This window comes from Reyranella aquatilis (assembly GCF_020880995.1).
In the GTDB taxonomy this organism is placed as follows: domain Bacteria; phylum Pseudomonadota; class Alphaproteobacteria; order Reyranellales; family Reyranellaceae; genus Reyranella; species Reyranella aquatilis.
Window position 1 is genome coordinate 260,819 of sequence record NZ_JAJISD010000007.1, and the last position, 22,914, is coordinate 283,732.

Below are 22,914 nucleotides of genomic sequence, written 5' to 3' on the forward strand. Positions count from 1 at the left end.
GCCGCATGACTCCCCTCGACACGGAAATCCTTCTCGACTGGATCGTCCGCCGCGGCCTCGACGGTGTCGACGAGGCCCAGCTGCTGCGCGAGTTCTGCGAGAAATGCCGCGAAGCCGGGCTCATGCTTTCCCGTGCCCTGTCCTTCATCGACACGCTGCATCCCGTGCACGAGGGGCGCATCTACCGCTGGCGTGACGATTCCGTCGAGGAAGAGGCCGCCACAGACTATGCACGCACCGACCAGGGCGGGCCTGCCGCCGAGTCGTGGCAGCGCAGCCCGTTCTTCCACCTGCTGCAGACCGGCGGAGATGAACTGCGGCGGCGCATCGGCTTCGGCGACCCTATCGACTTCAGCGTCGTGCAGGACATGAAGGATGCCGGATACACCGACTACGTCGTCTTCATCCATCGCTTCGCCGGCGACACCAAGATCGGCGACATGGACGGCGTCTATTCGGCCTGGTCGACGCGCCACACCGGAGGCTTCAGCGACGCCAATCTCGAAGCGCTGCGCCGCTTGGTGCCGGCGCTGGCGCTCGCGATCAAGAGCGCCGCGCTCGCGCGCATCGCCGACACGCTGGTCCAGGTCTATCTGGGGCGCGACGCCGGTCGGCGGGTACTGGACGGGAGCATCCAGCGCGGCGTCGCCGACCGGATCGAGGCAGCGCTGTGGTTCTCCGACCTGCGCAGCTACACCGCCATCACCGATACCGCGAAGCCCAGCGAGATCATTCCGCTGCTGAACGACTATGCCGAGGCGGTGATCACGGCGATCCACGAAGCCGGTGGCGACGTGCTGAAGCTGATCGGCGACGGCACGCTGGCGGTGTTTCGCGCCGGCGACCCGGCCGAGGCCTGCCGCCGGGCGCTGCGCGCCGAGGAAAACCTGCGCCGCCGCATGAAGGAGCTGAACGAACGGCGCCTTGCCGGGGAACAACCGATCACCGAGGCCTATATCGGCCTGCATATCGGCGAGGTCTTCTACGGCAACATCGGCAGCTTCGATCGACTGGACTTCACGGTCGTGGGGCCAGCGGTCAACGAGACGAGCCGCATCGCCTCGATGTGCCGTTCGGTCGATCGCCCGCTTCTCGTCTCATCGACCTTCGCCGAGGCGCTGTCCGCGACCGAACGCGACCGACTGGTCTCCGTCGGCCGCTTTGCGCTGCGCGGCGTCGGCAAGGCCCAGGACCTCTTCACCCTGGATCCTGCGTTGATGTAGCCGGCGCAATTGCAACCGAGCGTCGACTCGATGGGCGAGAATCGATATCGCCCATAAAAATTCGGTAGTTCGGCTTGCGCTGGCTCCGTCCGGATGCTTACGATGAGCGCAATCACAAGCCGTCCAATGAGGCGGCCGTCCTTGGGAGGACAACATGGCCAAGACGAAGCGTCGTAGCGTGCTTAAGCTTGCCGGCGGTGCTGCCGCCGCGTCCATGGGCGGCATGGCCGCCATCCTTGCAACCGGCCGCATGCCCGCCTTCGCCCAGCAGAGAACGGTCCACTGGCTGAAGTGGGTCGACTTCGTGCCGGCGTCGGACACGCTGCTGCGCAGGGAAATGCTGCCTGAAGCCGAGAAGGCGCTGGGCATCAAGATCAATCTCGAGACGGTCAACGGCAACGACCTGCAGCCGCGCGTCACCGCCGGCATCCAGTCGGGCGCCGGTCCCGACCTGATCATGGCGTTCAACAACCAGACCTATCTCTACGCCAACAGCGTCGTCGATCTGACCGAGATCGCCGAGGCTGTCGGCAAGGAGCAGGGCGGCATGTACAAGTACGCCCGCGCCGTCTGCAGCGACGGCAAGATGTTCATGGGTATGCCCTGGGCGGTGATCGGCGGCATGATCGCCTATCGCAAGTCTTGGTTCGAGGAGGCCGGCGCTACCAAGTTCCCCGAGACGTGGGAGCAGTATCGCGAAGTCGGCAAGAAGCTGAAAGCCAAGGGCCGGCCGATCGGCCAGACGCTGGGCCACACGTTCGGCGACGCCCCCGGCTTCACCTATCCCTACCTGTGGTCATGGGGCGGCATGGAGGTCGATCCCTCTGGCAAGGTGATCATGAACAGCAAGGAGACGCTGGAATCGGTCAAGTTCATGCAGGGCTTCTGGAAGGACGCCCATGACGAGGGCGGTCTCGCCTGGGACGACACCAACAACAACCGCGCCTTCCTGTCCCAGACCATTTCGGCCACGCTGAACGGCGCCTCGATCTACATCGAGACGCTGCGCAAGCCCGACCAGTACAAGACCGAGAAGGGCGCGCCGATGCACACCGACATCCTGCATTCGCCGCTGCCCAAGGGCCCGGCGGGGCAGTTCGGCTTCCATCTGCTGCAGTCGCACATGCTGATGAAGTACTCGAAGAACCAGGACCCCGCGAAGGAGTTCCTGAAGTGGATCCATACCGAGAAGAACTTCGAGAAGTGGTTCATCTCGCAGAAGGGATTCGCCACGCCCTGCACCGAGAAGTGGGAGGGCCACAAGGTCTGGACCGACGATCCCGTCATGGCGCCCTTCAAGGTTGCGGCCAAGCTCGGCCAGGCGCCGGGCCATGCCGGACCGCCGAACGCCAAGGCGGCCGAAGCGCTTTCGAAGTACATCGTCACCGACATGTACGCCAAGGCCGTCCAGGGCATGTCCGCGGAGGATGCGGTCAAGTGGGCCGACGGCGAACTCAGGAAGATCTACGTCTGATCCCGGCCCGCTGAACCGGCGCCGGGTCATGGCTGCAACCACACTCGCGACCGCGGAGGGCAAGCGCCCCTCCGCCCGGTTGCGGCGCCTCGAGGACGAGCGCTGGCTGGCGCTGGTCCTCCTCACGCCGACGGCGGTGCTGCTCGGCCTGTTCATCGCCTATCCGTTCGTCGAAGGCGTGCTGCTGTCCCTCAGCAGCGCCCGCGTCGGCGATCCCGGCCAGTTCGTCGGGCTGAAGAACTTCTACAAGATCTGGAACGACAGCATCTTCCACACGACCGTGTGGAACACGTTCTGGTACACGGGCGTGACGACGGTCTTCAAGCTGGCGCTGGGCCTCTGGCTGGCGCTGCTGCTCAACCGGCACTTCAGGGGCAAGGCGATCATCCGCGCCTTCATCCTGCTGCCCTTCATCATCCCGACGGTGCTGTCGACCTTCGCCTGGAAGTGGATGTTCGATCCCACCTTCAGCGTCATCAACTGGACCCTGTTCCAGCTCGGACTGATCACGACGCGCATCAACTGGCTGGGCGATCCCGACCTCGCCATGACGTCGATCATCGTCATCAATATCTGGCGCGGCGTGCCCTTCTTCGCCATCACCCTGCTGGCGGGCCTGCAGACCATCAGCCCGGAACTCCACGAGGCCGCCGCGATCGACGGTGCCCGGCCCTGGGCGCGGTTCTGGCACGTTACCTGGCCGCTGCTCATGCCGGTGACCCTGGTGGTCGTGCTGTTCTCGGTGATCCAGACCTTCGCCGACTTCCAGCTCGTCTACGTGATGACCGGCGGCGGTCCTGCCAACGCCACCCACCTGTTCGCCACCTATGCCTACCAGCTCGGCATCGGGACCGGACTGCTGTCCGAAGGCGCTGCGATCTCGCTCGCGATGTTCCCGTTCCTGTTCATCATCGTGGTCGCACAGCTCCTCTACATCCGCCGAGTGGAGACCCGCTGATGATCGAAGGCGCGCTGTGGCGGCGATGGGTCTTCTACAACATCCCGCTGATCCTGTTCGTGTTCGTCCTGCTGTTCCCGTTCTACTGGATGATCATCACGACCTTCCGGCCCGACGGCGAACTCTACCGGCCGTGGAACGCGGTCAACTACATGCCGTTCTGGACGAACAATCCGACGATCGAGCACATCCTCTATCTGTTCGAGGAAACCAACTTCATGCGCTGGATGCTGAACACGATGATGATCGCGTTCGTATCCACGATCATATCGCTGTTCTGCGGTGTCCTGGCCGGCTACGCGCTTGCCCGCCTCAACTTTCCCTATGCCGGAGGCCTCGGCACCGCGATCTTCGTCACCTACCTGGTGCCGCAGACGCTGCTGTTCATTCCGCTGGCGGAGATCATCCGCAACTTCCAGCTGGGCGACACCCCATGGTCGCTGATCCTGACCTATCCGACTTTCCTCATCCCTTTCTGCACATGGCTGATGATGGGCTACTTCAAGGCCATCCCCAAGGAACTCGAGGAGTGTGCACGGATCGACGGCGCCTCGCGCTGGAAGGCGATGCTCTACATCGTCATTCCGGTCGCCGTGCCCGGCATCCTCTCGTCGGGCATCATCGCCTTCACCCTCTCGTGGAACGAATTCATCTACGCCCTCGTCTTCCTGTCCTCGCCGGACCAGAAGACGGTGCCGGTCGGCGTCACCTCGGAGCTGATCCGCGGCGACGTGTTCTTCTGGGGGCCGTTGATGGCCGGCGCCCTGCTGGGCTCGATCCCCGTCGCCATCGTCTACTCGTTCTTCGTTGAACACTACGTCTCGGGCCTCACCGGCTCGGTCAAGGGATAGCGCATCATGGCCGAGGTCAGTATCCGCAAGCTCAACAAGATGTTCGACGTCACCCATGTGGTGAAGGACGTGGACCTCGAGATCCGCGACAAGGAGTTCGTCGTCCTGGTCGGCCCCTCGGGCTGCGGCAAGACGACGACGCTGCGCATGGTGGCCGGCCTCGAAGCGATCACGTCGGGCCAGATCCTGATCGACGATGCGGTGGTGAACGAGGTGCCGCCGATGGACCGCGACATCGCCATGGTGTTCCAGAACTACGCGCTCTATCCGCACATGAGTGTCGCCGGCAACATGGCCTTCGGCCTCAAGATGCGGAAGTTCGCCAAGCCCGAGATCGAGACCCGCATCAAGCGCGCCGCCGCCATCCTGGGCATCGAGAACCTGCTGGAGCGCAAGCCGCGCCAGCTTTCGGGCGGCCAGCGCCAGCGCGTCGCCCTGGGCCGCGCGATCGTGCGCGATCCCAAGGTCTTCCTGTTCGACGAGCCACTCTCCAATCTCGACGCCAAGCTGCGCGTGCAGATGCGGGTCGAGCTGAAGAAGCTGCACGAGCGGCTGGGCACGACGGCGATCTACGTCACGCACGACCAGGTCGAGGCGATGACGCTGGGCGACCGCGTCGTGGTCATGAAGGACGGCTGGGTGCAGCAGGTCGGCGAACCGCTCGAGCTCTACAACACGCCAGCCAACCGCTTCGTCGCGGGCTTCATCGGCTCCCCGGCCATGAACTTCATCGAGGCGACGCTGGCTGAAAGCGGCGGCGCCGTCGTGGCCGAAGCGCCTGGCCTGCGCCTCACCCTGCCCGGCCCCCAGGCGGCCCGGGCCCGCGCCAAGGCCGGCCGCAGCGTGACCCTCGGCATCCGGCCGGAGGACGTCCATGTCGCGACGGCATCGGACTCGCCCGACCTTTGCTTCGATTCCACCGTGGAGGTCGTCGAACAGCTCGGGTCGGAAATCCTGCTCGACACGCGGGTAGGCCCGGCGACCGTGGTCGCCAGCGTCGATCCCACGATGCGCATCCGAAGCAACGACAAGCTGCGCCTGTCCCTCAAGCCCGAACGCCTCCACCTTTTCGACGCCGAGACCGAAGTCGCGATCTGAGCGACATCAGGTAACCCGTCGTTTCGGCCGGAACGCACGGCGCGCAGCAGAGAAACCTTCTGACTTGCCGGCTTCGGGCCGACAAAGGGCCGCTCCGCCTCGCCGCGCGAGGATTCGGTCGAGACGACGGTGGCTCTACGGCGCCGGCCCCACCCAGGACTCCAGCACGTCCCACTTGGCCTTGCGCTGTTCCTCGCGCGACTTCTTGAAGTCGTGGCCGAAGGGCGCGGTGTCGAACGAGCCGTAGGTCGGATTGGGCAGCATCAGCCATTGCCTGCCCCAATAACCCATGCCGGCTTCGAAGGCCTTCACGCGATCGGCCTCGCTGGTGCGATAGCGGTCGTCGAAGTCGCCGAAATTGTCGCCGATGTTCAGCAGGACCCGGTAGTCCTTCGCGATGACCGCGCGACGCGTGCCCTTGGCGCCAGTCCAGTCGGGCCGCTCGCCCTGCATCAGGAAGGTATCGACGTTCCCGCCCATCGGAAAGCCGAGCCGCTGCATGTTCTCGCGCGTGTCCTTCTCGGTCTCGGCGCCGCGGTTGGTGACGTAGAACACCTTCACGCCCTTCGAGTCGGCGTACTTCGTGAACTCGACCGCGCCCGGAATCGCGGTCGAGACCTGCGCCGCGCAGAACTGGTTCCAGCTCTTCGTGCTGAAGCTCTGGTTCGTCCGCATCATCCAGACCTGGTACTTCGAATTGTCGAGCAGCGTCTCGTCGACATCCAGCACCACCGCCGGCGGCAGGTTCGCGAAATCGCCCGTCTGCTCGGCCGGCGCCGCCGTCCACGACTTGTCGGCCAGCGCTTCGTCGAGCCGGATCCGCGCGAGGGCGAACACGGTGAGCGCATTGGCCTTGTATTCGACGGCGCGCTGCGTCCACAGCGTCGCCAGCAGCAGGTCGCTGGCGGGCGGCGTCTCCTGGGCGCGCGCGGCGCCGCCCGATATGGACGCAAGCAGAAAACCGAGGATCAGAGCCTTGCGCATTCTCATGGCGACACCTTCCCAAGCAAACGCCGTTTCGTCGCGTCGTCGGCGAACGAGGCCTCGATGGTCGTGCGGGCGATGTCGCGCAGCGCCGGTTCGTCGAGACCGGAGAGGTCGTATTCGGTTCCAAGCGTGGTGTGGAAGAAGGGCGGGTCGTCGGAATTGAGCGTGACCCGGACGCCCGCCGCGATCAGGCGATGCAGCGGGTGCGACGCCCGGTCGGGATAGAGGCCCAGCGCCACGTTGCTGCCGGGGCAGACTTCGAGGACGATTCCGCGCCGCGCCAGCTCCTCCATCAGGGCCGGATCGTCGGCCGAGCGCACGCCGTGCCCGATGCGGGTCACCGGCAGGTCGCGGATCGAGGCCCAGACGCTTTCCGGCCCCAGCACTTCGCCGGCATGGACGGTGCAGCCATAGCCGTTTTCGTGCGCATGCCGGTAGGCCGGCGCGAAATCGACGGGGTCGAACTTCGCCTCGTCGCCCCCCATGCCGAAGCCCACGACATAGGGATGCGGCTCGGCAATCATGGTGCGGACCATCGCGTCGGCCCGCTCCGGCCCGAGATGGCGGATGCAGATGATGATGATGCGGCCGACGATCCCGAAATCCCGCTCGGCATCGTCGATACCCTCGACCAGCGCGGCCAGCCAGGCGGCGTAGGAGATGCCCAATGCGGCCGGCCGCTCCGGCGAGCAGAACATCTCGACATAGACCGCGCCCTCGCCCGCGGCGCCGGCCAGGTAGGTGTAGATCACGTCGCGAAAGTCGCGCGCCGTCTTCAGCGAAGTACAGACGCGGTCGTAGGCCTGCAGGAAGCTCCAGAAATCCGTCAGGGCATAGTGGCCCTTCTCGTCGAACAGGTTCGGCGGGAGGGCTAGCCCGTTGCGCTCGGCCAGCGCGACGGCGAGCTTCGGCGGGATCGAGCCTTCGAGATGGCAGTGGATTTCGGCCTTGGGAATCACGCAAAACCTCGGAGCGGCAGGTCGGGTCGTTGCAGCCAGTTGTCGCCGGGATATTCGGCACGGCCGTCGATCAGGTGCAAGCTGTAGGCCTGGCGCGGCCGTGGCGAGCGGTTGGCGGTGCTGGCATGGGGCAGCAGCCCGTGCAGCACGATCAGCGTACCGCGCCGCACTTCGAGCGCCACCGGCTCGACGGCCGGGAAGGGTGCCGGATCGAGGGTCCGGGTGACGAGTTCACTTCCTTCGTAACCGAACCACTGCCGCAACGGCCCGCGATGGGCTCCCGGCAGCGCGACGAGACAGCCATTGTCGCGATCGGCATCGTCGAGAGCGATCCAGAACCCCGTGACGCTGGGCGGGTCCGTCCGCAGGAAGGTCGCGTCCTGATGCCAGCCGACCTCGGCGCCGACATGCGGATGCTTGAAGAGATACATCGACTGCAGGAGCAGCGGCCGTGCGAGGCCGAGCGCGCCTGCCAGCGCGGCCAGGCGCGGCTGGCGCGAGAAGCGGTCGAATACCGGATCGAGATCGTGCAGCGCATGGCCGATCTTGTTCAGCCGATCGGGCGCGCCCTCTTCGACGAAGAAGCGGATGGCCCCGCCGGACTCCCGGAAGTAGCGATCCCGCGCATGGGCCTGGTCCCGCGTCGAGAAGGCTGTAGGAGCGCCACCGGGATCGAACCTGGCGACCAGTTCGGCGGCGCGCGCCTTCAGCGCCTCGCACGCGGCGGCCGTCACGAAGTCCGGCAGTACCGCGAAGCCGTCGCGCGCATAGGCATCGAGGTCGATCCCGATCCCGACGTCGGTCACAGCGCAACCCGCTCCATGATCACGGACCTGTCCAAAGGCGCGCGATCCTCGATGCGCACGGCGCGGCGCACCAGCGCGATCGCCTCGTCGGCGTCCGCGTCGCTGGCGGCATGGACGAGGCAGAGCGGGTCGCCGCTGCGCACTTCCTGGCCGACGGCCACGAAGCCGGTGAGGCCGACCGACGGATCGATGGCGTCGTCGGCATGGCGACGCCCGCCCCCCAGCGCCACGACCGCGATGCCGACCTCGCGCGCGTTCATGCCGGCGACATGACCCGGCCGTTCGGCGGTACAGGGCTTCACGACGGGGGCGCGGCCGAGATAGCGATCGCTGTGTTCGAGGAAATCGCCGGGTCCGCCCAAGGCCGAGACCATGCGGGCAAAAACCTCCGCCGCGCGGCCGTCGGCCAGTGCGGCCTCAGCCTTGGTCCGGCCCTCGGTGATATCCGCTGCCAGACCGCCCAGCGTCAGCATCTCGGCCGCCAGCGCCATCGTCACCTCGTGCAGGCGCGGCTCGCGCGGGCCGCTGCCGGTGAGATAGGCCACCGTTTCGGCGACCTCGAGCGCGTTGCCGACCTCGCGGCCCAGCACGCAATCCATGTCGGTGATCAGCGCGACCGTCGGCAGTCCGGCCCGGTTCGCCACGTCGACGATGCTGCGCGCCAGATCGCGCGCCATGGGCTCGGTATCGCAGAAGGCGCCGGAGCCGCACTTCACGTCCATCACCAGGCCGTCGAGACCCTCGGCAACCTTCTTGCTGAGGATCGAACTCACCAGCAGCGGGATCGATTCGACGCTGCCGGTGACGTCGCGCGTCGCATAGAGACGCCGGTCGGCCGGCGCGAGATCGTCGGTCTGCCCGATCACGGCGCAGCCGACCTCGCGCACGACCCTTCGGAAGGTCGCGATGTCGGGCTCGGTTTCGTAGCCCGATATGGCGGAGAGCTTGTCCAGCGTGCCGCCGGTATGGCCGAGGCCGCGACCGGAGATCATCGGCACGAACCCGCCGCAGGCCGCCACGATCGGGGCCAGCATCAGGCTCACCTTGTCGCCCACACCGCCGCTCGAATGCTTGTCGAGTACCGGCCCCGGCAGGTCGAGGTCGCGCCAGTCGAGCATCAGGCCCGAGCGCGCGAGGCCCAGGGTCAGGGCGACGCGCTCGGGCACCGTCATGCCGCGGAAGAACACCGTCATCGCAAAGGCGGCAACCTGGCCCTCGGTCAGGCTGCCGTCATGGATGCCGCGAACGACGAAGTCGATCTCCTCCGCGCTGAGCTCGTGGCCGTCGCGCTTACGGCGGATGATCTCCTGCGGCAGCAGGCTCATGCGTAATGCTCCAGAAAGGTGCGCAACAGGAGACGTACCTTGCCCGCGGCGGCAGCCGCGACCGAGAGCGTCTGCTCGTGCGCCAGCACACCGGGTACCAGCCCGGCGGCATAATTCGTCATCAGCGACAGCGCCGCCACCTTCAGCCCGGCGTGGCGCGCCAGGATCGTCTCGGGCACCGTCGACATGCCCACCGCATCCGCGCCCAGCACACGGGCGGCGCGGATCTCGGCCGGCGTCTCGAAGCTCGGTCCGCTGAAGAAAATGTAGACGCCCTCGTGGCAGACGACGTTCGCGGCCTTGGCAGCCTCCAGCGCACGCGCGCGCAAGGCGGGATCGTAGGCATCGACCATGTCGACGAAGCGACTGTCGCCCGATCCCGAGCCGAACAGCGGGTTGGTGCCGGTGAAGTTGATGTGGTCGCTGATCGCCATCACCGATCCCGGCGGCATATCGAGCCGCAGGCTGCCGGCCGCATTGGTCTGCAGCAGCGTCTCGCAACCGAGTTGCGCCATGGCGTCGATGGCGCCCTTCATCTCGTCGACCCGGCCACGCTCGTAGTAATGCGCCCGCCCCTGCAGCACCGCGACGGCTGTTGGCCCGACATGACCCAGCACCAGCCGGCCGGCATGGCCGCCGACCGTCGGCTGCGGAAAGCCCGGCAGGTCGGCATAGGGAATAATGGCGACCTCCCTCACCTCCTCGGCGAAGCCACCGAGTCCGGAGCCGAGAACGAGCGCGACCTTCGGCCGGAAGCCGGGCGCGGCGCGGGCGATGACGTCGCTCATGGCTTCACGACATGCTGGGGGCCGAAGGAGAGCGGCAGGAGTTGGCCCAGGGTCACCGTGCGATGCAGCCCGTCGGGGCCGCAGAGATGGACCGGCACGTCGTCGGCGGCAAACTCGCGCAGCTTCTGGCGGCAGCCGCCGCAGGGCGTGATGACTTCGGGGCCGGGACCGACCACGACGCATTCGAGGATGCGCTTGTGGCCCGCCGCAACCAGCGCCGCGATGGCACCGGCTTCGGCGCAAAGCCCCTGCGGATAGGCCGCGTTCTCGACGTTGCAGCCGCCATGGATCGAACCGTCCTCGGCGCGCAGCGCGGCACCGACATGGAACTTCGAATAGGGCGCATGGGCGCGCAGCATCATGCGTTGCGCCAGATGGAGAAGGTCGTCCAACTCAATGCTCCTTCTCGTAGGGCACGCCGGCCGCCTTCGGCGCGACCGTGCGGCCGATGAATCCGGCCAGCAGGAACAGGGTGAGAAGATAGGGCATGGCCTGTATCAGTTGCACCGGCACTTCGCCGATGCCGGGCAGCTTGACGCCCTGCAGTCGGATGGCGATGGCATCGAGCAGACCGAAGGCCAGGCAGGCGCCGAACGCAGGGAATGGCCGCCAGCGCCCGAAGATGATGGCGGCCAGGGCGATGAACCCCTGCCCCGCCGTCATGTCGCGGCTGAAGCCGGCGTTCTGGGCGATCGAGAGATAGGCGCCCGCCAGCCCGGCGAACAGGCCGCACAGCAGCACCGCGCGGTAGCGTAGCCAAGGGACGGAAATGCCCGCTGCATCGACCGCCAGCGGCATCTCGCCCACGGCACGCAGCCGCAGACCGAAGCGCGTGCGCTCGATCAGCCACCAGGTGACGGGCACCGAGAGCAGCGCGGCATAGACGATCACGTTGTCGCCCGCGACGGGAAAGAAGATCGGGTTGAGCCGCTCGCCTGCGCTGAGCGGTGGCGTCTGCCCGCCGCGCGCGAACCAGGCCGTGCCCAGCACGACGGTGAGGCCCATCGCCAGGATGTTGAGCGCGATGCCGCTCACCACCTGGTTGCCGCGATGGGTGATGCAGGCAAAGCCGTGCAGCAGGGCGAGCGCCTCGGCCGCGATGATCGCCGCACCGACCCCCATCCAGGCCGAATCGGTGACGGCTGCCGTGGCAGCCGCGAAGAAGGCCGCCATCAGCATCTTGCCTTCGAGGCCCACGTCGATGATGCCGCTCTTCTCCGAGAACAGCCCACCCATGGCGCAGAGCACCAACGGCGTCGCCACGCGCAGGGTGGCGGCGAGCGTCGCGACGACGAGGGTAAACACCTCTTCCATCTCAGCCCTTCCGCGCGAACAGTGCCTGCAGCCAGGGCCGCGGCAGATGGACGAGCGCGCCCGAGAACAGGATCACGAGGCCCTGGATCACCACCACCATCTCGCGCGTGATCGCCGGGACTTCGAAGGCGAGTTCCGCGCCGCCCTGCTGCAGCGCGCCGAACAGCAGCGCCGCCAGCACGATGCCCAGCGGATGGCCGCGCCCCATGAGCGCGACCGCGATGCCGGTGAAGCCGTAGCCGGCGGCGAAATCGAGCACGAGCCGGTGATGCACACCCAGCAGTTCGTTGACCGCCACGCCGCCCGCCAGGGCGCCGGACAGGCACATGGCGAGCATCGTCATGCGCTTGAGGTTCGTCCCGGCATAGAGGGCGGCTTCCGGATTGTGCCCCATGGTGCGCAGCCCGTAGCCCCAGGGCGTATGCCACAGGAAGATCCAGACGCCCGCGCTGGAAAGCAGCGCCAGCAGGAGCGACAGGTTGAGCGGCGATCGCGCGACCGCGATGCCGAACCATTGCAGCGCCGCCTGCATCGACGGCACCGCCGCGGACGCCTCGAAGCCGCGGCTCTGCGGCGTCATCGAGCCCGGTGCAATCAGCACGTTGACCATCATGTAGACCATCAAGGCCGAGGCCACGAAGTTGAACATGATGGTGGTGATGACGATGTGGCTGCCGCGCCAGGCCTGCATCCAGGCGGGAATGGCCGCCCACGCCGCGCCGAAGGCCGCCGACGCGAGGATGGCCAGCGGGATCGTCAGCAGGCCCGGCAGATACCGGTCGAGCGCCAGAACGGCCAGCCCGCAGCCCAGCCCGCCGATATAGGCCTGGCCCTCGCCGCCGATGTTGAACAGGCCGGCATGGAAGGCGACCGCGACGGCGAGGCCGGTAAAGATGAAGTTGGTGGCGTAGTAGAGCGTGTAGCCGATCGATTCCGAGGAGCCCACGGCGCCCAGCACCAGCAGCTTCAGGGCCTGCAGCGGGTCGGCGCCGATCAGTTCCACGATCAGACCGACCAGCAGGAACGCCAGCGCGACGTTGACCAGCGGCATCAGGCCGATCTCGACCCAGCCGGGTAGCGGTCGGGGCGCCGTGCTCATGCCGCCCGCGCGCCTGTCATCATCAGGCCGAGGGTGCGCTCGTCGGCGTCGGCCGCAGCGACCTCGCCCACGATGCGTCCGCCGGACATCACCAGGATCCGATCAGCCAGCGACAGGATCTCCTCGAGCTCGACCGACACGACCAGCACCGCACAGCCCGCGTCCCGGCTGGCGATCAGCTCGCGGCGGATGAATTCGATGGCGCCGATATCGACGCCGCGCGTCGGCTGCCCGACCAGCAGCAGCCTCGGATGGCGCGCCATCTCGCGCGCCAGGATCAGCTTCTGCTGGTTGCCGCCGGAGAAGCTCGACGACAACAGGCCGGGTGTGCGCGGCCGCACGTCGAACCGGTCCATCAGCTCGGCGCAGTATTTGCCGACCGCCGGCCCGTCGAGCAGGTAGTTGTGACAGAAGGGTTCGCGATCCTGGTAGCCGAGGATGGAGGTCTCCGACGCCAGGAACGCCGGCACCAGCCCCTGCCGCAGCCGGTCCTCCGGCACATGCGCCACGCCCAGCTCGCGCATCTCGGCGGGGTCCGCGGGATGGGCGGCATCGACCTTTCGGCCGCAGACTTCCAGCGCGCCGCCGGTCGGCCGCCGGATGCCGGCCAGGACCTGGAGAAGCTCGCTCTGGCCGTTGCCCGAGACGCCGGCGATGCCGACGATCTCGCCGGCGCGAACCTCGAACGAGATGTCGTCGAGCACCCGGACTAGGCGGTCGTCGACCAGCGACAGGCCGCGCGCCACCAGCCGCGGCTCGCCCGTGCGGGCCGGCGCCTTGTCAAACGAGAAGCGCACCTTGCGCCCGACCATCAGCTCCGCGAGTTCCTCGGCGCTGGTCTTCGAGGTCGCCCGCTCGGCCACGACCTCGCCGCGGCGCATCACGATCACCCTGTCGGTCACGCTCAGGATCTCACGCAGCTTGTGGGTGATCAGCACCACGGTCACGCCACGGTCGCGCAGCACGCGCAGGATCTGCAGCAGCCGGTTGGTCTCCTGCGGCGTCAGCACGGCGCTGGGCTCGTCCAGGATCAGGATCCGGGCACCACGAAACAGGACCTTGAGAATCTCGACCCGCTGCTGTTCGCCCACGGAGAGATCGCTGACGCGCGCGTCGGGATCGACCGCGAGGCCATAGTCTTGCGCCAGACGCGCCAGTTCCGCACGCGCCGCGGCCAGCCCGCCGGCCAGGAGGGGCCCGCCTTCGGCGCCCAGGATCAGATTCTCCAGCACGGTGAAACTGTCGACCAGCATGAAATGCTGGTGGACCATGCCGATGCCCCGCCCGATCGCATCGCGCGGCGAGGTCATCTCGACCGGACGTCCCTCGACCCGGATCTCGCCCGCGTCGGCGCGATAGAGACCATAGAGGATGCTCATCAGCGTCGACTTGCCGGCCCCGTTCTCGCCCACGATGCCGGTGATGCTGCCACGTTCGATGCGCAGCGACACGCCGCGCACCGCCTGCACGCTGCCGAACGACTTGTCGATTCCCCGAAGCTCGATCGCAGCGTCGGACGTCAGCTCTTGCACGAATTGTTGCTCATGTAGTCGTGGACGACGATCTGGCCCGAGATGATTGCAGCCTTCGCCGCATCGACCTTCGCCTTCATTTCCGGCGTGATGAGCTTTTCATTGTCCTTGTCGAGTGCCCAGTCGACGCCGGCTTCCTTGAGGCCGAGCACCTGCACGCCACCCTTCCACTGGTTGGCCTGCGCCGCCTTGAAGCTGTCATAGGCCGCGAGATCGACGCGCTTCAGCATCGAGGTCAGCATGTTGCCGGGATGGAGATGGTTCTGGTTGGAATCGACGCCGATGCCCAGCTTGCCGCGATCCTTGGCGGCCTGGAGGATGCCGAGCCCGGTGCTGCCGGCAGCGGCATAGACGACGTCGACGCCGCGGTCGAACTGGCCCTTGGCCAGCTCGGCGCCGCGGCCCGGATCGTTCCAGGCGGCAGGCGTGGTGCCGGTCATGTTGGTGATCAGCTCGGCATTCGGGTTGGCGTACTTGATGCCCTGCTCGAAGCCGCACTGGAAGCGGCGCACCAGCGGAATGTCCATTCCGCCCACGAAGCCGATCTTGCCGGTTTTCGAGGCCATGGCCGCCAGCATGCCGACCAGGAACGAGCCTTCCTGCTCCTTGAACACCACGGACTGGACGTTGGGCAGGTTCACCACGCTGTCGATCAGCGTGAAATGGATGTTGGGGAATTCCTTGGCGACCTTCTCGAGCGCGACGGCCTGCGCGAAGCCGACCGCAATGATCGGATCCTGGCCGCGCTGGGCGAAGCGCCGCAGCGCCTGCTCGAACTGCGTCTCGTTGCTCGGCTCGAACTCGGCGACGGCGATGTTCGTCTCCTTCTTGAAGCGCTCGGCACCCTGCCAGACGCCCTCGTTGAAGGACTTGTCGAACTTGCCGCCCGTGCTGAAGACGACGGCGGGCTTGATGGGCGCCGTCTGTGCCTGCGCGACGGCTGCGAGACCGGCGGCAGCCAGCACGGAGATCAGCGATCCGACCCAGCGATTCATTGCGATTCCCATGTTGTTGCCCCGAGTTTGGACCGGGGCGCGTCCCGGGTCTAGGCGAAGAGGAAGTCCGGTTCGGCGGGCACGGGACTTGCTACACTCGGCCCTAAGCTGGCTCCGAAAGCCGGACTCCAAGCCGCCCCCGGAGGAACCATGGCCGAGTACGATCTCGTCATCCGCAACACCACCATCGCCACGGCCTCGGACGTCGTGAAGGGCGATATCGGCATCGCGGGCGGGCGGGTCGTCGCGCTGGGCGAGCGCCTCGACAAGGGCCGCCGCGAGATCGACGGCACGGGACGGATCGCCGTCCCCGGCGGCATCGATGCCCATGTCCATTTCGACCAGGACACCGCCGACGGCTCGGTCTTCTGCGACGATTTCGAGAGCGGCAGCCGCGCCGCGGCGGCGGGCGGCACGACGACCATCATCCCCTTCGCCTACCAGAACAAGGGCCAGCCGCTGCGCGACGCGGTGAACAAGTATCACGCGCGCGCCGAGGGCAAGTCGCTGATCGACTACGCGTTCCACGTGATCCTGTCGGACGCCAGCGAGAAGATCATGGGCCAGGACTTCACCGCCCTGGTCGCCGACGGCTACACCTCGTTCAAGGTCTACATGACCTACGACGACGTGAAGCTGACGGACCGCGAGATGCTCGATGCGCTGGCGGCCGCGCGGCGCGAGCAGGCGATGCTGATGATCCATGCGGAGAATTCCGACTGCATCACCTGGCTGACCGAACGGCTGGAGCTGAAGGGCATGACCGCCGCCAAGTTCCACGCGACCTCGCGCCCGTTCGTGGTCGAGCGCGAGGCCACGCACCGCGCCATCTCGCTGGCCGAGCTGCTCGACGTGCCGATGCTGCTGGTCCATGTCTCGGCCAAGGAAGCCATGCACGAGATCCAGCGGGCGCAGGCGCGCGGCCTCAGGGTCTATGGCGAGACCTGCCCGCAATACCTGTTCCTGAGCGAGGAGGATTTCGAGAAGCCCGGCGACGAGGGCGCCAAGTGCGTGTGCTCGCCGCCGCCGCGCGGCACCGACAACCAGGAGCATATCTGGACCGGCCTCTCGGCCAACACCTTCCAGGTCCTGTCCTCCGATCACGCGGCCTTCAAGTTCGACGATGTGCGCGGCAAGAAGCTGCCGGGCGCGGCCCAGAGCTTCCGCAAGATCCCGAACGGCGTGCCGGGCGTCGAGACGCGGCTGCCGCTGCTCTTTTCCGAGGGCGTCAACAAGGGCCGCATCACCCTGCAGCAGTTCGTGGCGCTGAGCTCGACCAATGCGGCGAAGATCTACGGCCTGCATCCGCGCAAGGGCACGATCGCCGTCGGGTCGGACGCCGACATCGTGCTGTGGGATCCCGAGCGCAAGGTGAGCCTCACCAACTCGATCCTCCACCACAATTGCGACTACACGCCCTACGAGGGCCGCGAGCTCACCGGCTATCCGGTGATGACCCTCTCGCGCGGCGAGGTCGTAATGGACGAAGGCCGGATGAGCGGCTCCGCCGGCCGCGGCCAGTTCCAGAAATGCGACCGCCCCGAAGCCGCACGCCCGCGCGGCCGGCCGCTGATCGATCCGTCGATCTTCAACTAACCGAAGGCTCGTAGCGCTCGAGGAAATCGACGACCTCGGCCACCGTCAGGACGTCGGCGTACTTGGCCATCATGTCGTAGAGGTTGGCGAAATGCGGGCTCTCGTGCTTGTCGGCGACGCACTCCTCCGGAACGATCGTGCGGAAGCCGCGCGAGAGGCTGTCGACCACGGTGGCGCGCACGCAGCCCGACGTCGAGCCGCCGGTGACGATCACCGTGTCGACACGATGATAGGTGAGTAGCGAGCCCAGGTTCGTCTCGAAGAAGGCCGATGCCATGCGCTTGTTCATGACGATGTCGCGTTCGCGATCGATGTCGCAGCGATCGTCGAGCCGTGACCGTCGATCTTCTGCGGTGATGCTGCGAAGCGACCGGGACAGGTCGGCACGCGTTCCCCAGACACCGCAATCCTCGCCCGAGTCGAGATAGGCGACGAAGGTCCAGATCACCGGGCAACCATGGGTGCGCATCCGCCGCGCCAGCCCGTTCACGTATTCGATCTGGCGCGGATCGGTCTGGTAGGCGGTCGGGAATTCGGCCGGCCGCGTGTAGGCGTTCTGGAGATCGACGTTCACCAGGGCCGGCTTGCGTCCGAATCCAAAACGACGGCGGCGCGGATCGGCTTTCAGCTCCTCGTAGAGCTGGCGCGCCGTCTTGGTCGAGGTTTCCATGCGGTTCGGCGCGGCAAGTCAGCCCGGCACCACGAACCCGTAGCGCAGGTTCGACGGATCACGGCCGCCGCGCTCGTAGTCCGACTTGATCGCGGCGAAGCGGTCGTCGCGCCAGGCGGCTTTCTTGATGTCGTACTTGTACATCTTCGCCGAATTCTCGCCGAAGATCGCGCGCTTAACCGGGCCGTCGGCGCTGCCGAGCGGGGCGAAGCCGAACTTCTTCTGCATGTCCTCGGGAATCTCGAGGCGGCGCAGCGCCTCGATCTGCCATTGCGGCGCGCCGGTCCAGACCGCGTCGGTGCCCCACACCACATGGTCCGCGCCCATGCCCTTGATCAGCATGCCCATCAGGGCCGCGCACAGCCGCGGCTCGGTCACGGTCGTCTGCGCGAAGATCTGCCCGAGGTCGGCGTAGACGTTGCTGACGCCATACTTCGAGGGAATCTCCGCGAGATCGGTGGTCCAGTCGACCCGGCCGGTTTTCTCGAACTGCTCGTAGCCCGCGGCTGAAGCGCCGGGCGCGCCGGTCCAGCGGAAGGCCGAGTGATAGACGACAAAGCGGATCTGCGGCCAGTCCTTCGCGGCCTTGCCGACATCGTCGACCGTCGCGTACGGCGTGAGATGAGGCCAGCGCTGCGAAACCGACGGGGGATAGAGACCCTTGTGGACGCAGACGATGTCGTAGCCCGCCTTCACGATCTTCTCGTAGAAGGGATAGACCAGCTTCTCGTCGTCCATGCGCCAGGGATGGCGCGCGAGGTCCTTGTTGGTGTTGTCGCCGACCGTATAGCCCTTCCAGGAATCGGGCTTCAGCGTCGCGATGCACTTGTCGACCTCGTCCATCCAGCCGTCGTAGCCCGGCGTGAAGATGGCGTGCGACAGGCAGCGCTTCGAGCCAGCCGCCTTGTTCACCTTCTCGCGTGCGTCGGCCTTCATCTCGTTGGTCAGGAACCAGTCGCGCGGATCCTCCGAGGCCGAACCGCTGACCAGCGCCACCTTGGTGTCGCTGTCGAGATAGATCTCCTTGAACCAGTTCGGATACTTGAGGTCCTCGAGTGTTTGCGGCCTGTCGACGAGGCCGGGATTCCAGCCGGCCTTGCCAACCGCCTCCCGGCCACGCACGAATCCGGCAAGCCGCGTGTCGTCGCGCAGGAAGTGCGTGTGCACGTCCATGACGAACTGGTCCTTCAGCCCGTCGGCGCGCGCCTGGGCGAGATCGACGCTCTTGGCCTCCGCGGGCGCCGCGCCATAGAGCGGACCGTAGATCTCGTTCATCGCGAGGAAAGCCGTCGCCATGCCAGCCGCGGTCTGGAAGAAACGCCGCCGCGACAGGCCATTCTTCGGCGCATACTCGTCGGCCAGCGCGTTCATGCGCGCTTCCACCTTCTTCTGCTGCTCGGTCTGCGGGACGGGCAGGAATTCGTCGCTGGAGACGACCTGCGTCGGCACAGGTGTCGCCTTGCCGGCCAGCCGGGCCGGCAGGAGCCCGCGATGTTCCTCGTCGCTCAACATGCCCATGGCGGTCCTCGCGGAAGCTGGGGTCTAAGGGAAGCGCGGCATCGACGGAGGCGACCCGCTCTGCCGCAGACCTAGCAAGAAGGTTGCCGCTTCCCCTGTCAATGTCGGTCGCCCCCTACTTCGATTTCGGTGTCGCGGCGACTCCCGGCACATGATTGAGGACCGAGTGGACGAGCCCGCCGTCGACCAGCAGGGATTGCCCGGTGATGTAGCTCGCCTGCGGCCCCAGCAGGAAGGCGATGGCATCGGCGATGTCGCCCGGCTTGGCCACCCGGCCGAGCGGCACCATCCTGGCGCGCCCGCGCGCCAGCGCGGGCTTGCTGTAGATCGCGTCGGTCATCGAGGTATGGACGAAGCCCGGGCAGACCGCGTTGGCGCGGATGCCGTCGGGCGCCCATTCCTGCGCCATCATCTCGGTCAGCATGATCAGCGCCGCCTTGGTCGGGCTATAGGCGCCGGTCGGCAGCTGCGGCACGACTCCCGCCATCGAGGCCAGCATCACGATGGCGCCGCGCGAGCGCTTGAGATGCGGATGCGCGGCCTTGGCCAGCAGCCAGTTGGCGCGCAGGTTGATGTCGAACACGCGGTTCCAGGTCGCGAGGTCGAGGTCGACCAGCTTCGAGGGCGCGGTGATGCCGGCATTGCCCACCAGCGCATCGATGCCGCCCATCGACTTCACCGCCGCGGCGATCACCTTCGCGGGCTCCGTGGGCTTGGCCATGTCGGCCTTGAGCGTGCGCACCTTGCAGCCCGAGGTGCGCAGGTTCGTGGCCAGCGTCTCCAGCTCGTCGAGATAGGCGACGTCGCAGAGCGTCATCGCCTCCGCGCCGTCCGCCGCCAGTTTCAGGGCGGTCGCGCGACCGATGCCCCGGCTCGCGCCGGTGATGACAACCCTCATTGTTCTCCTCCCCCGTTATGGGGAGGATGGTGGCACGGTTCCCGGCTTGGGGTCGATGGGCAGCAGCCGGTCGAGGCCGACGAGCCTCTCGTAGAGCACCGCCGCCTGGAGAAGCGCCGCTTCGCCGCGCGGCTTGCCGACCAGCTGCAGCCCCACCGGCCGGCCGAAGCTGTCGAAGCCGCAGGGCACGGCGATGGCCGGGCTGCCGGTCACGGTGATGGCCGAGTTCAGCGTCGAGCCCGACATGTAGTTCTCGAGCTTCTTGCCGGCGATCGTGGCCGGCGCGCGCAGGTTGACGTCGAAGGCCGCGGTCGGCGCGCCCGGCGTCACCAGCAGGTCGTAGGTCTGGAAGAAGGCGAACATACGCCGGTAGAGCGCCGCGCGCTCCCGCTCGGCCCAGGCGAGCTGGCTGGTCGTCTGCTTGAGGCCCAGTTCAGTGTTCCAGATGATGTCGGGTTTGAACTTGTCGCGATGCTGCTGGATCTGCGATTCGCGATCGACCACGAACTGCTGGCTGCGCAGCGCCATGAAGACCTCGTCGACCGGTCCGAAATCCGGCGACACTTCCTCGACAATGCAGCCCAGCTCCTCGAAGCGCTGCGCCATCTTCGTGCAGATCTCGCGGATCTCGCGGTCGACCTCGAAGCGGCCCCCGAAGTCGATGGTGAAGGCGACGCGCTTCGGGACCACCGGATTGGCCACGGCCGCGCTGAACGAGACGGCCGGCGCGTCGAAGGTCATGGCGTCCTGCGGACAGAAGCCCGCCATGGTGTCGAGGAACAGCGCCAGATCGGCGACGTTGCGCGCCATCGGCCCCTGCACCGACTGCGGCGAATAGAGATTGTTGGAAGTGCCGCGCGTCACGCGGCCCGCCGAGGGTCTGAGGCCCACGGTCGAGCAGTAGGTACCGGGCCGCCGCAGCGAGCCGCCATGATCGGAACCGTGCGCCAACCAGACCTCGCCGGTCGCCACCGAGACCGAGCCGCCGCCGGTCGAGCCGCCGCACGTAAGCGAGGTGTTCCAGGGATTGCGCGTGCGTCCGAAGACCTCGTTGAAAGTGCTGCCGCCTGCGCCGAACTCAGGCGTGTTCGACTTGCCCATCACGATGCCGCCCTTGCGCTCGATGCGCTCGACCAGCGGATTGGACTTCTCCGGCACATGGTTGGCGAAGATCGGCGAGCCGTAGGTCGTGCGCACGCCCGCCACGTCGGTCAGGTCCTTGATCGAAACCGGCAGGCCGGCCAGCCAGCCCGCCTCGCCTTCGGCCTCGTTGGCCTGGCCTGCCATGATCCTCTTCGCATGATCGCGCGCACGATCGAGGCAGAGCGTCGGCATGGCGTTCACGGCGGGCTCGACCTCTTCCATGCGCCGGGCCGACGCCTCGACCAGGTCGAGCGGCGTGATCTCCTTCTTCCTGAGACGCGAAACGGCCTCGACCGCGGTAAGACGCCAAAGTTCGTTGGTCATGCAATGCCTCCGGCCGCAAGTGTGCCAGCCCTGGCCCGCGCCTGTCGCCCTCGATATCCCGCGATCCGCGTTTGGCTGACTTGACCGGGCCGCATGCGAGCGGCCATTCCTTCGGGACGGATCGAGGAAACGCACAATGACAATGAACACACGGGAGCCGGCCGGACCACTGACCGGCCTGCGCATCGTCGATATCTCGACGGTCGTGGCCGGGCCTTTCGCAGCAGGACTGCTGGGCGACTATGGCGCCGAGATCGTGAAGGTCGAGATGCCGGGCGTCGGCGATTCGCTGCGCGCGCTGGCCCCGCACAAGGAGGGCGTGCCACTGTGGTGGAAGGTCACCAACCGCAACAAGAAGGGCGTCACCCTGGACCTTCGTCTGCCCGAAGGCCGCGACCTGTTCGCCAAGCTGGTGGCCGACGCCGACGTGCTGGTCGAGAATTTTCGGCCTGGCACGCTCGACGGCTGGGGCATCACGCGGACCTGGCTGCAGGGCCTCAATCCCCGGCTCACCATCCTGCGCGTCACCGGCTTCGGCCAGGACGGCCCCTATGCCGGCCGGCCGGGTTTTGCGCGCATCTTCGAGGCGATGAGCGGCTTCACCCAGATCTGCGGCGAGGAGGACGGGCGGCCGCTGCATCTCGGCTATCCGATCTCCGACGCGATTGCCGGCCTGTTCGGGGCGCTGGGCATCCTGGCGGCACTGCACGATCTTGCGCGCCATCCCGAACGGCGCGGCCAGGAGATCGATTGCTCGGCGACCGAGGCGATGATGCGTACCCTCGAATTCCTTGCGATCGAGTACGACCAGCTGGGTGCGGTGCGCACGCGCTCGGGCAACCGCAGCCAGTACGCCGCGCCCGGCAACGTCTATCGCACCGCCGACGACAAGTGGGCCTCGATCGCGGCCTCGACGCAGAGCATCTTCGTTCGCCTGTGCGCAGCGCTCGACCTGAAGCACCTTCTTGAGGATCCGCGCTTCGCGCTAAATCCGGCGAGGGTGAAGAACTACCTCGAGCTGGACGAGATTGTCGGCGCCGCCATCGGCAAGCTGACGCTGGCGGAACTGCGCGAGACCTTCACCCGCCACGAGGTCGGCTTCTCGCCGATCTACGACATCGCCGACGTCTTCGCCGATCCGCAGTTCGCCGCCCGACAGGCGATCGTCAGCGTCCCGGACGGTGAGCTTGGCTCGGTGCGCATGCAGGGCGTCGTCCCGCGCTTCTCCGAGACTCCGGGCGCCGTGCGCCACGCCGGCCCGGCGATGGGCCAGCACAACGAGGAAGTCTATGGCGGCCTGGGTCTGTCCGCGGCGGAGATCGCGGCGCTCCGGGCACGCAAGGTCATCTAGGGAGG

The 22,914-nt window shown here is 67.1% G+C and carries 21 protein-coding genes; 7 read left to right on the top strand and 14 right to left on the bottom strand.

Going from position 1 to position 22,914, the window contains the following annotated elements; all coding sequences use genetic code 11:
- Nucleotides 1-5: 5 nt before the first annotated feature.
- From LJ725_RS17555 to LJ725_RS17575, 5 genes are all read left to right on the top strand, one after another.
- Nucleotides 6-1,223, top strand: a complete 1,218-nt coding sequence (locus tag LJ725_RS17555) for an adenylate/guanylate cyclase domain-containing protein (RefSeq protein WP_230551937.1) — start codon at nucleotides 6-8, stop codon at nucleotides 1,221-1,223.
- 154 nt (nucleotides 1,224-1,377) lie between these two features.
- Nucleotides 1,378-2,697, top strand: coding sequence for an ABC transporter substrate-binding protein (locus tag LJ725_RS17560; protein WP_230551938.1), 1,320 nt, complete (start codon nucleotides 1,378-1,380; stop codon nucleotides 2,695-2,697).
- Between the two features lie 28 nt (nucleotides 2,698-2,725).
- Nucleotides 2,726-3,655 carry a carbohydrate ABC transporter permease gene (locus tag LJ725_RS17565; protein WP_230551939.1) on the top strand — a complete coding sequence of 310 codons (930 nt, stop codon included), beginning with the start codon at nucleotides 2,726-2,728 and terminating at the stop codon, nucleotides 3,653-3,655.
- Nucleotides 3,655-4,506: a carbohydrate ABC transporter permease gene (locus LJ725_RS17570; protein WP_230551940.1), complete on the top strand. Its 852-nt coding sequence runs from the start codon at nucleotides 3,655-3,657 to the stop codon at nucleotides 4,504-4,506. The genes LJ725_RS17565 and LJ725_RS17570 overlap by 1 nt, the downstream gene beginning before the upstream one ends.
- A gap of 6 nt (nucleotides 4,507-4,512) precedes the next feature.
- A complete protein-coding gene (locus LJ725_RS17575; RefSeq protein ID WP_230551941.1) occupies nucleotides 4,513-5,604 on the top strand; it encodes an ABC transporter ATP-binding protein in 1,092 nt (363 codons plus the stop codon).
- A gap of 135 nt (nucleotides 5,605-5,739) precedes the next feature.
- Here the strand turns inward: LJ725_RS17575 and LJ725_RS17580 are convergent, their stop codons facing one another.
- From LJ725_RS17580 to LJ725_RS17625, 10 genes are read right to left on the bottom strand one after another with little or no spacing between them, the layout of a single operon-like run.
- Complete coding sequence (locus LJ725_RS17580; RefSeq protein ID WP_230551942.1) at nucleotides 5,740-6,594, bottom strand: 5'-nucleotidase, lipoprotein e(P4) family; 855 nt, start codon at nucleotides 6,592-6,594, stop codon at nucleotides 5,740-5,742.
- The gene (gene add / locus LJ725_RS17585) at nucleotides 6,591-7,550 is read right to left on the bottom strand and encodes an adenosine deaminase (protein WP_230551943.1); all 960 of its coding nucleotides are present in this window, start codon (nucleotides 7,548-7,550) and stop codon (nucleotides 6,591-6,593) included. Before add ends, LJ725_RS17580 begins: the two co-directional genes overlap by 4 nt.
- Entirely contained in the window at nucleotides 7,547-8,356 is an 810-nt protein-coding gene (locus LJ725_RS17590) for a phytanoyl-CoA dioxygenase family protein (RefSeq protein ID WP_230551944.1), read from the bottom strand. The genes add and LJ725_RS17590 overlap by 4 nt, the downstream gene beginning before the upstream one ends.
- On the bottom strand, nucleotides 8,353-9,681 hold the full coding sequence (deoA, locus tag LJ725_RS17595) for a thymidine phosphorylase (protein ID WP_230551945.1): 1,329 nt from the start codon (nucleotides 9,679-9,681) through the stop codon (nucleotides 8,353-8,355). The genes LJ725_RS17590 and deoA overlap by 4 nt, the downstream gene beginning before the upstream one ends.
- Complete coding sequence (locus LJ725_RS17600) at nucleotides 9,678-10,469, bottom strand: purine-nucleoside phosphorylase (protein WP_230551946.1); 792 nt, start codon at nucleotides 10,467-10,469, stop codon at nucleotides 9,678-9,680. The genes deoA and LJ725_RS17600 overlap by 4 nt, the downstream gene beginning before the upstream one ends.
- On the bottom strand, nucleotides 10,466-10,861 hold the full coding sequence (locus tag LJ725_RS17605; protein WP_268990720.1) for a cytidine deaminase: 396 nt from the start codon (nucleotides 10,859-10,861) through the stop codon (nucleotides 10,466-10,468). Before LJ725_RS17605 ends, LJ725_RS17600 begins: the two co-directional genes overlap by 4 nt.
- A gap of 1 nt (nucleotide 10,862) precedes the next feature.
- Nucleotides 10,863-11,783 carry an ABC transporter permease gene (locus tag LJ725_RS17610; RefSeq protein ID WP_230551947.1) on the bottom strand — a complete coding sequence of 307 codons (921 nt, stop codon included), beginning with the start codon at nucleotides 11,781-11,783 and terminating at the stop codon, nucleotides 10,863-10,865.
- A 1-nt stretch (nucleotide 11,784) separates the two neighbouring features.
- Nucleotides 11,785-12,882, bottom strand: coding sequence for an ABC transporter permease (locus LJ725_RS17615; protein WP_230551948.1), 1,098 nt, complete (start codon nucleotides 12,880-12,882; stop codon nucleotides 11,785-11,787).
- Nucleotides 12,879-14,405: an ABC transporter ATP-binding protein gene (locus tag LJ725_RS17620; RefSeq protein ID WP_230552054.1), complete on the bottom strand. Its 1,527-nt coding sequence runs from the start codon at nucleotides 14,403-14,405 to the stop codon at nucleotides 12,879-12,881. Before LJ725_RS17620 ends, LJ725_RS17615 begins: the two co-directional genes overlap by 4 nt.
- Nucleotides 14,402-15,409 carry a BMP family lipoprotein gene (locus LJ725_RS17625; RefSeq protein WP_230551949.1) on the bottom strand — a complete coding sequence of 336 codons (1,008 nt, stop codon included), beginning with the start codon at nucleotides 15,407-15,409 and terminating at the stop codon, nucleotides 14,402-14,404. The genes LJ725_RS17620 and LJ725_RS17625 overlap by 4 nt, the downstream gene beginning before the upstream one ends.
- Before the next feature lie 150 nt (nucleotides 15,410-15,559).
- On the opposite strand from LJ725_RS17625, the gene hydA reads away from it, so the two are divergent.
- Nucleotides 15,560-17,005 (top strand): dihydropyrimidinase, encoded by a 1,446-nt coding sequence (gene hydA / locus LJ725_RS17630; RefSeq protein ID WP_230551950.1) that lies wholly within the window; start codon nucleotides 15,560-15,562, stop codon nucleotides 17,003-17,005.
- Here hydA and LJ725_RS17635 read toward each other — a convergent pair.
- The 4 genes from LJ725_RS17635 to LJ725_RS17650 all read right to left on the bottom strand — a co-directional run bounded on the left by LJ725_RS17635 (nucleotide 16,998) and on the right by LJ725_RS17650 (nucleotide 21,558).
- Nucleotides 16,998-17,675, bottom strand: a complete 678-nt coding sequence (locus LJ725_RS17635; RefSeq protein WP_230551951.1) for an isochorismatase family protein — start codon at nucleotides 17,673-17,675, stop codon at nucleotides 16,998-17,000. The two genes, hydA and LJ725_RS17635, sit on opposite strands and share 8 nt — an antisense overlap.
- An 18-nt stretch (nucleotides 17,676-17,693) precedes the next feature.
- A complete protein-coding gene (locus LJ725_RS17640; protein WP_230551952.1) occupies nucleotides 17,694-19,193 on the bottom strand; it encodes an amidohydrolase family protein in 1,500 nt (499 codons plus the stop codon).
- A gap of 115 nt (nucleotides 19,194-19,308) precedes the next feature.
- Complete coding sequence (locus tag LJ725_RS17645; RefSeq protein ID WP_230551953.1) at nucleotides 19,309-20,091, bottom strand: SDR family NAD(P)-dependent oxidoreductase; 783 nt, start codon at nucleotides 20,089-20,091, stop codon at nucleotides 19,309-19,311.
- 15 nt (nucleotides 20,092-20,106) lie between these two features.
- A complete protein-coding gene (locus LJ725_RS17650; RefSeq protein WP_230551954.1) occupies nucleotides 20,107-21,558 on the bottom strand; it encodes an amidase in 1,452 nt (483 codons plus the stop codon).
- Between the two features lie 136 nt (nucleotides 21,559-21,694).
- Here LJ725_RS17650 and LJ725_RS17655 point away from each other — a divergent pair, with 136 nt between their 5' ends.
- Nucleotides 21,695-22,909 (top strand): CaiB/BaiF CoA transferase family protein, encoded by a 1,215-nt coding sequence (locus tag LJ725_RS17655; RefSeq protein WP_230551955.1) that lies wholly within the window; start codon nucleotides 21,695-21,697, stop codon nucleotides 22,907-22,909.
- The last annotated feature ends 5 nt before the right edge of the window (nucleotides 22,910-22,914 follow it).

Excerpts from the sequence above, each read along its gene's own strand:
- LJ725_RS17615 (WP_230551948.1), bottom strand. The coding sequence starts at position 12,882 with ATGAGCACGGCGCCCCGACCGCTACCCGGCTGGGTCGAGATCGGCCTG.
- LJ725_RS17640 (WP_230551952.1), bottom strand. The coding sequence starts at position 19,193 with ATGGGCATGTTGAGCGACGAGGAACATCGCGGGCTCCTGCCGGCCCGG.
- LJ725_RS17600 (WP_230551946.1), bottom strand. The coding sequence starts at position 10,469 with ATGAGCGACGTCATCGCCCGCGCCGCGCCCGGCTTCCGGCCGAAGGTC.
- LJ725_RS17560 (WP_230551938.1), top strand. The coding sequence starts at position 1,378 with ATGGCCAAGACGAAGCGTCGTAGCGTGCTTAAGCTTGCCGGCGGTGCT.
- LJ725_RS17635 (WP_230551951.1), bottom strand. The coding sequence starts at position 17,675 with ATGGAAACCTCGACCAAGACGGCGCGCCAGCTCTACGAGGAGCTGAAA.
- LJ725_RS17555 (WP_230551937.1), top strand. The coding sequence starts at position 6 with ATGACTCCCCTCGACACGGAAATCCTTCTCGACTGGATCGTCCGCCGC.
- hydA (WP_230551950.1), top strand. The coding sequence starts at position 15,560 with ATGGCCGAGTACGATCTCGTCATCCGCAACACCACCATCGCCACGGCC.
- LJ725_RS17580 (WP_230551942.1), bottom strand. The coding sequence starts at position 6,594 with ATGAGAATGCGCAAGGCTCTGATCCTCGGTTTTCTGCTTGCGTCCATA.
- LJ725_RS17645 (WP_230551953.1), bottom strand. The coding sequence starts at position 20,091 with ATGAGGGTTGTCATCACCGGCGCGAGCCGGGGCATCGGTCGCGCGACC.
- LJ725_RS17575 (WP_230551941.1), top strand. The coding sequence starts at position 4,513 with ATGGCCGAGGTCAGTATCCGCAAGCTCAACAAGATGTTCGACGTCACC.
- deoA (WP_230551945.1), bottom strand. The coding sequence starts at position 9,681 with ATGAGCCTGCTGCCGCAGGAGATCATCCGCCGTAAGCGCGACGGCCAC.
- LJ725_RS17655 (WP_230551955.1), top strand. The coding sequence starts at position 21,695 with ATGACAATGAACACACGGGAGCCGGCCGGACCACTGACCGGCCTGCGC.
- LJ725_RS17625 (WP_230551949.1), bottom strand. The coding sequence starts at position 15,409 with ATGAATCGCTGGGTCGGATCGCTGATCTCCGTGCTGGCTGCCGCCGGT.
- LJ725_RS17610 (WP_230551947.1), bottom strand. The coding sequence starts at position 11,783 with ATGGAAGAGGTGTTTACCCTCGTCGTCGCGACGCTCGCCGCCACCCTG.
- LJ725_RS17650 (WP_230551954.1), bottom strand. The coding sequence starts at position 21,558 with ATGACCAACGAACTTTGGCGTCTTACCGCGGTCGAGGCCGTTTCGCGT.
- LJ725_RS17570 (WP_230551940.1), top strand. The coding sequence starts at position 3,655 with ATGATCGAAGGCGCGCTGTGGCGGCGATGGGTCTTCTACAACATCCCG.
- LJ725_RS17565 (WP_230551939.1), top strand. The coding sequence starts at position 2,726 with ATGGCTGCAACCACACTCGCGACCGCGGAGGGCAAGCGCCCCTCCGCC.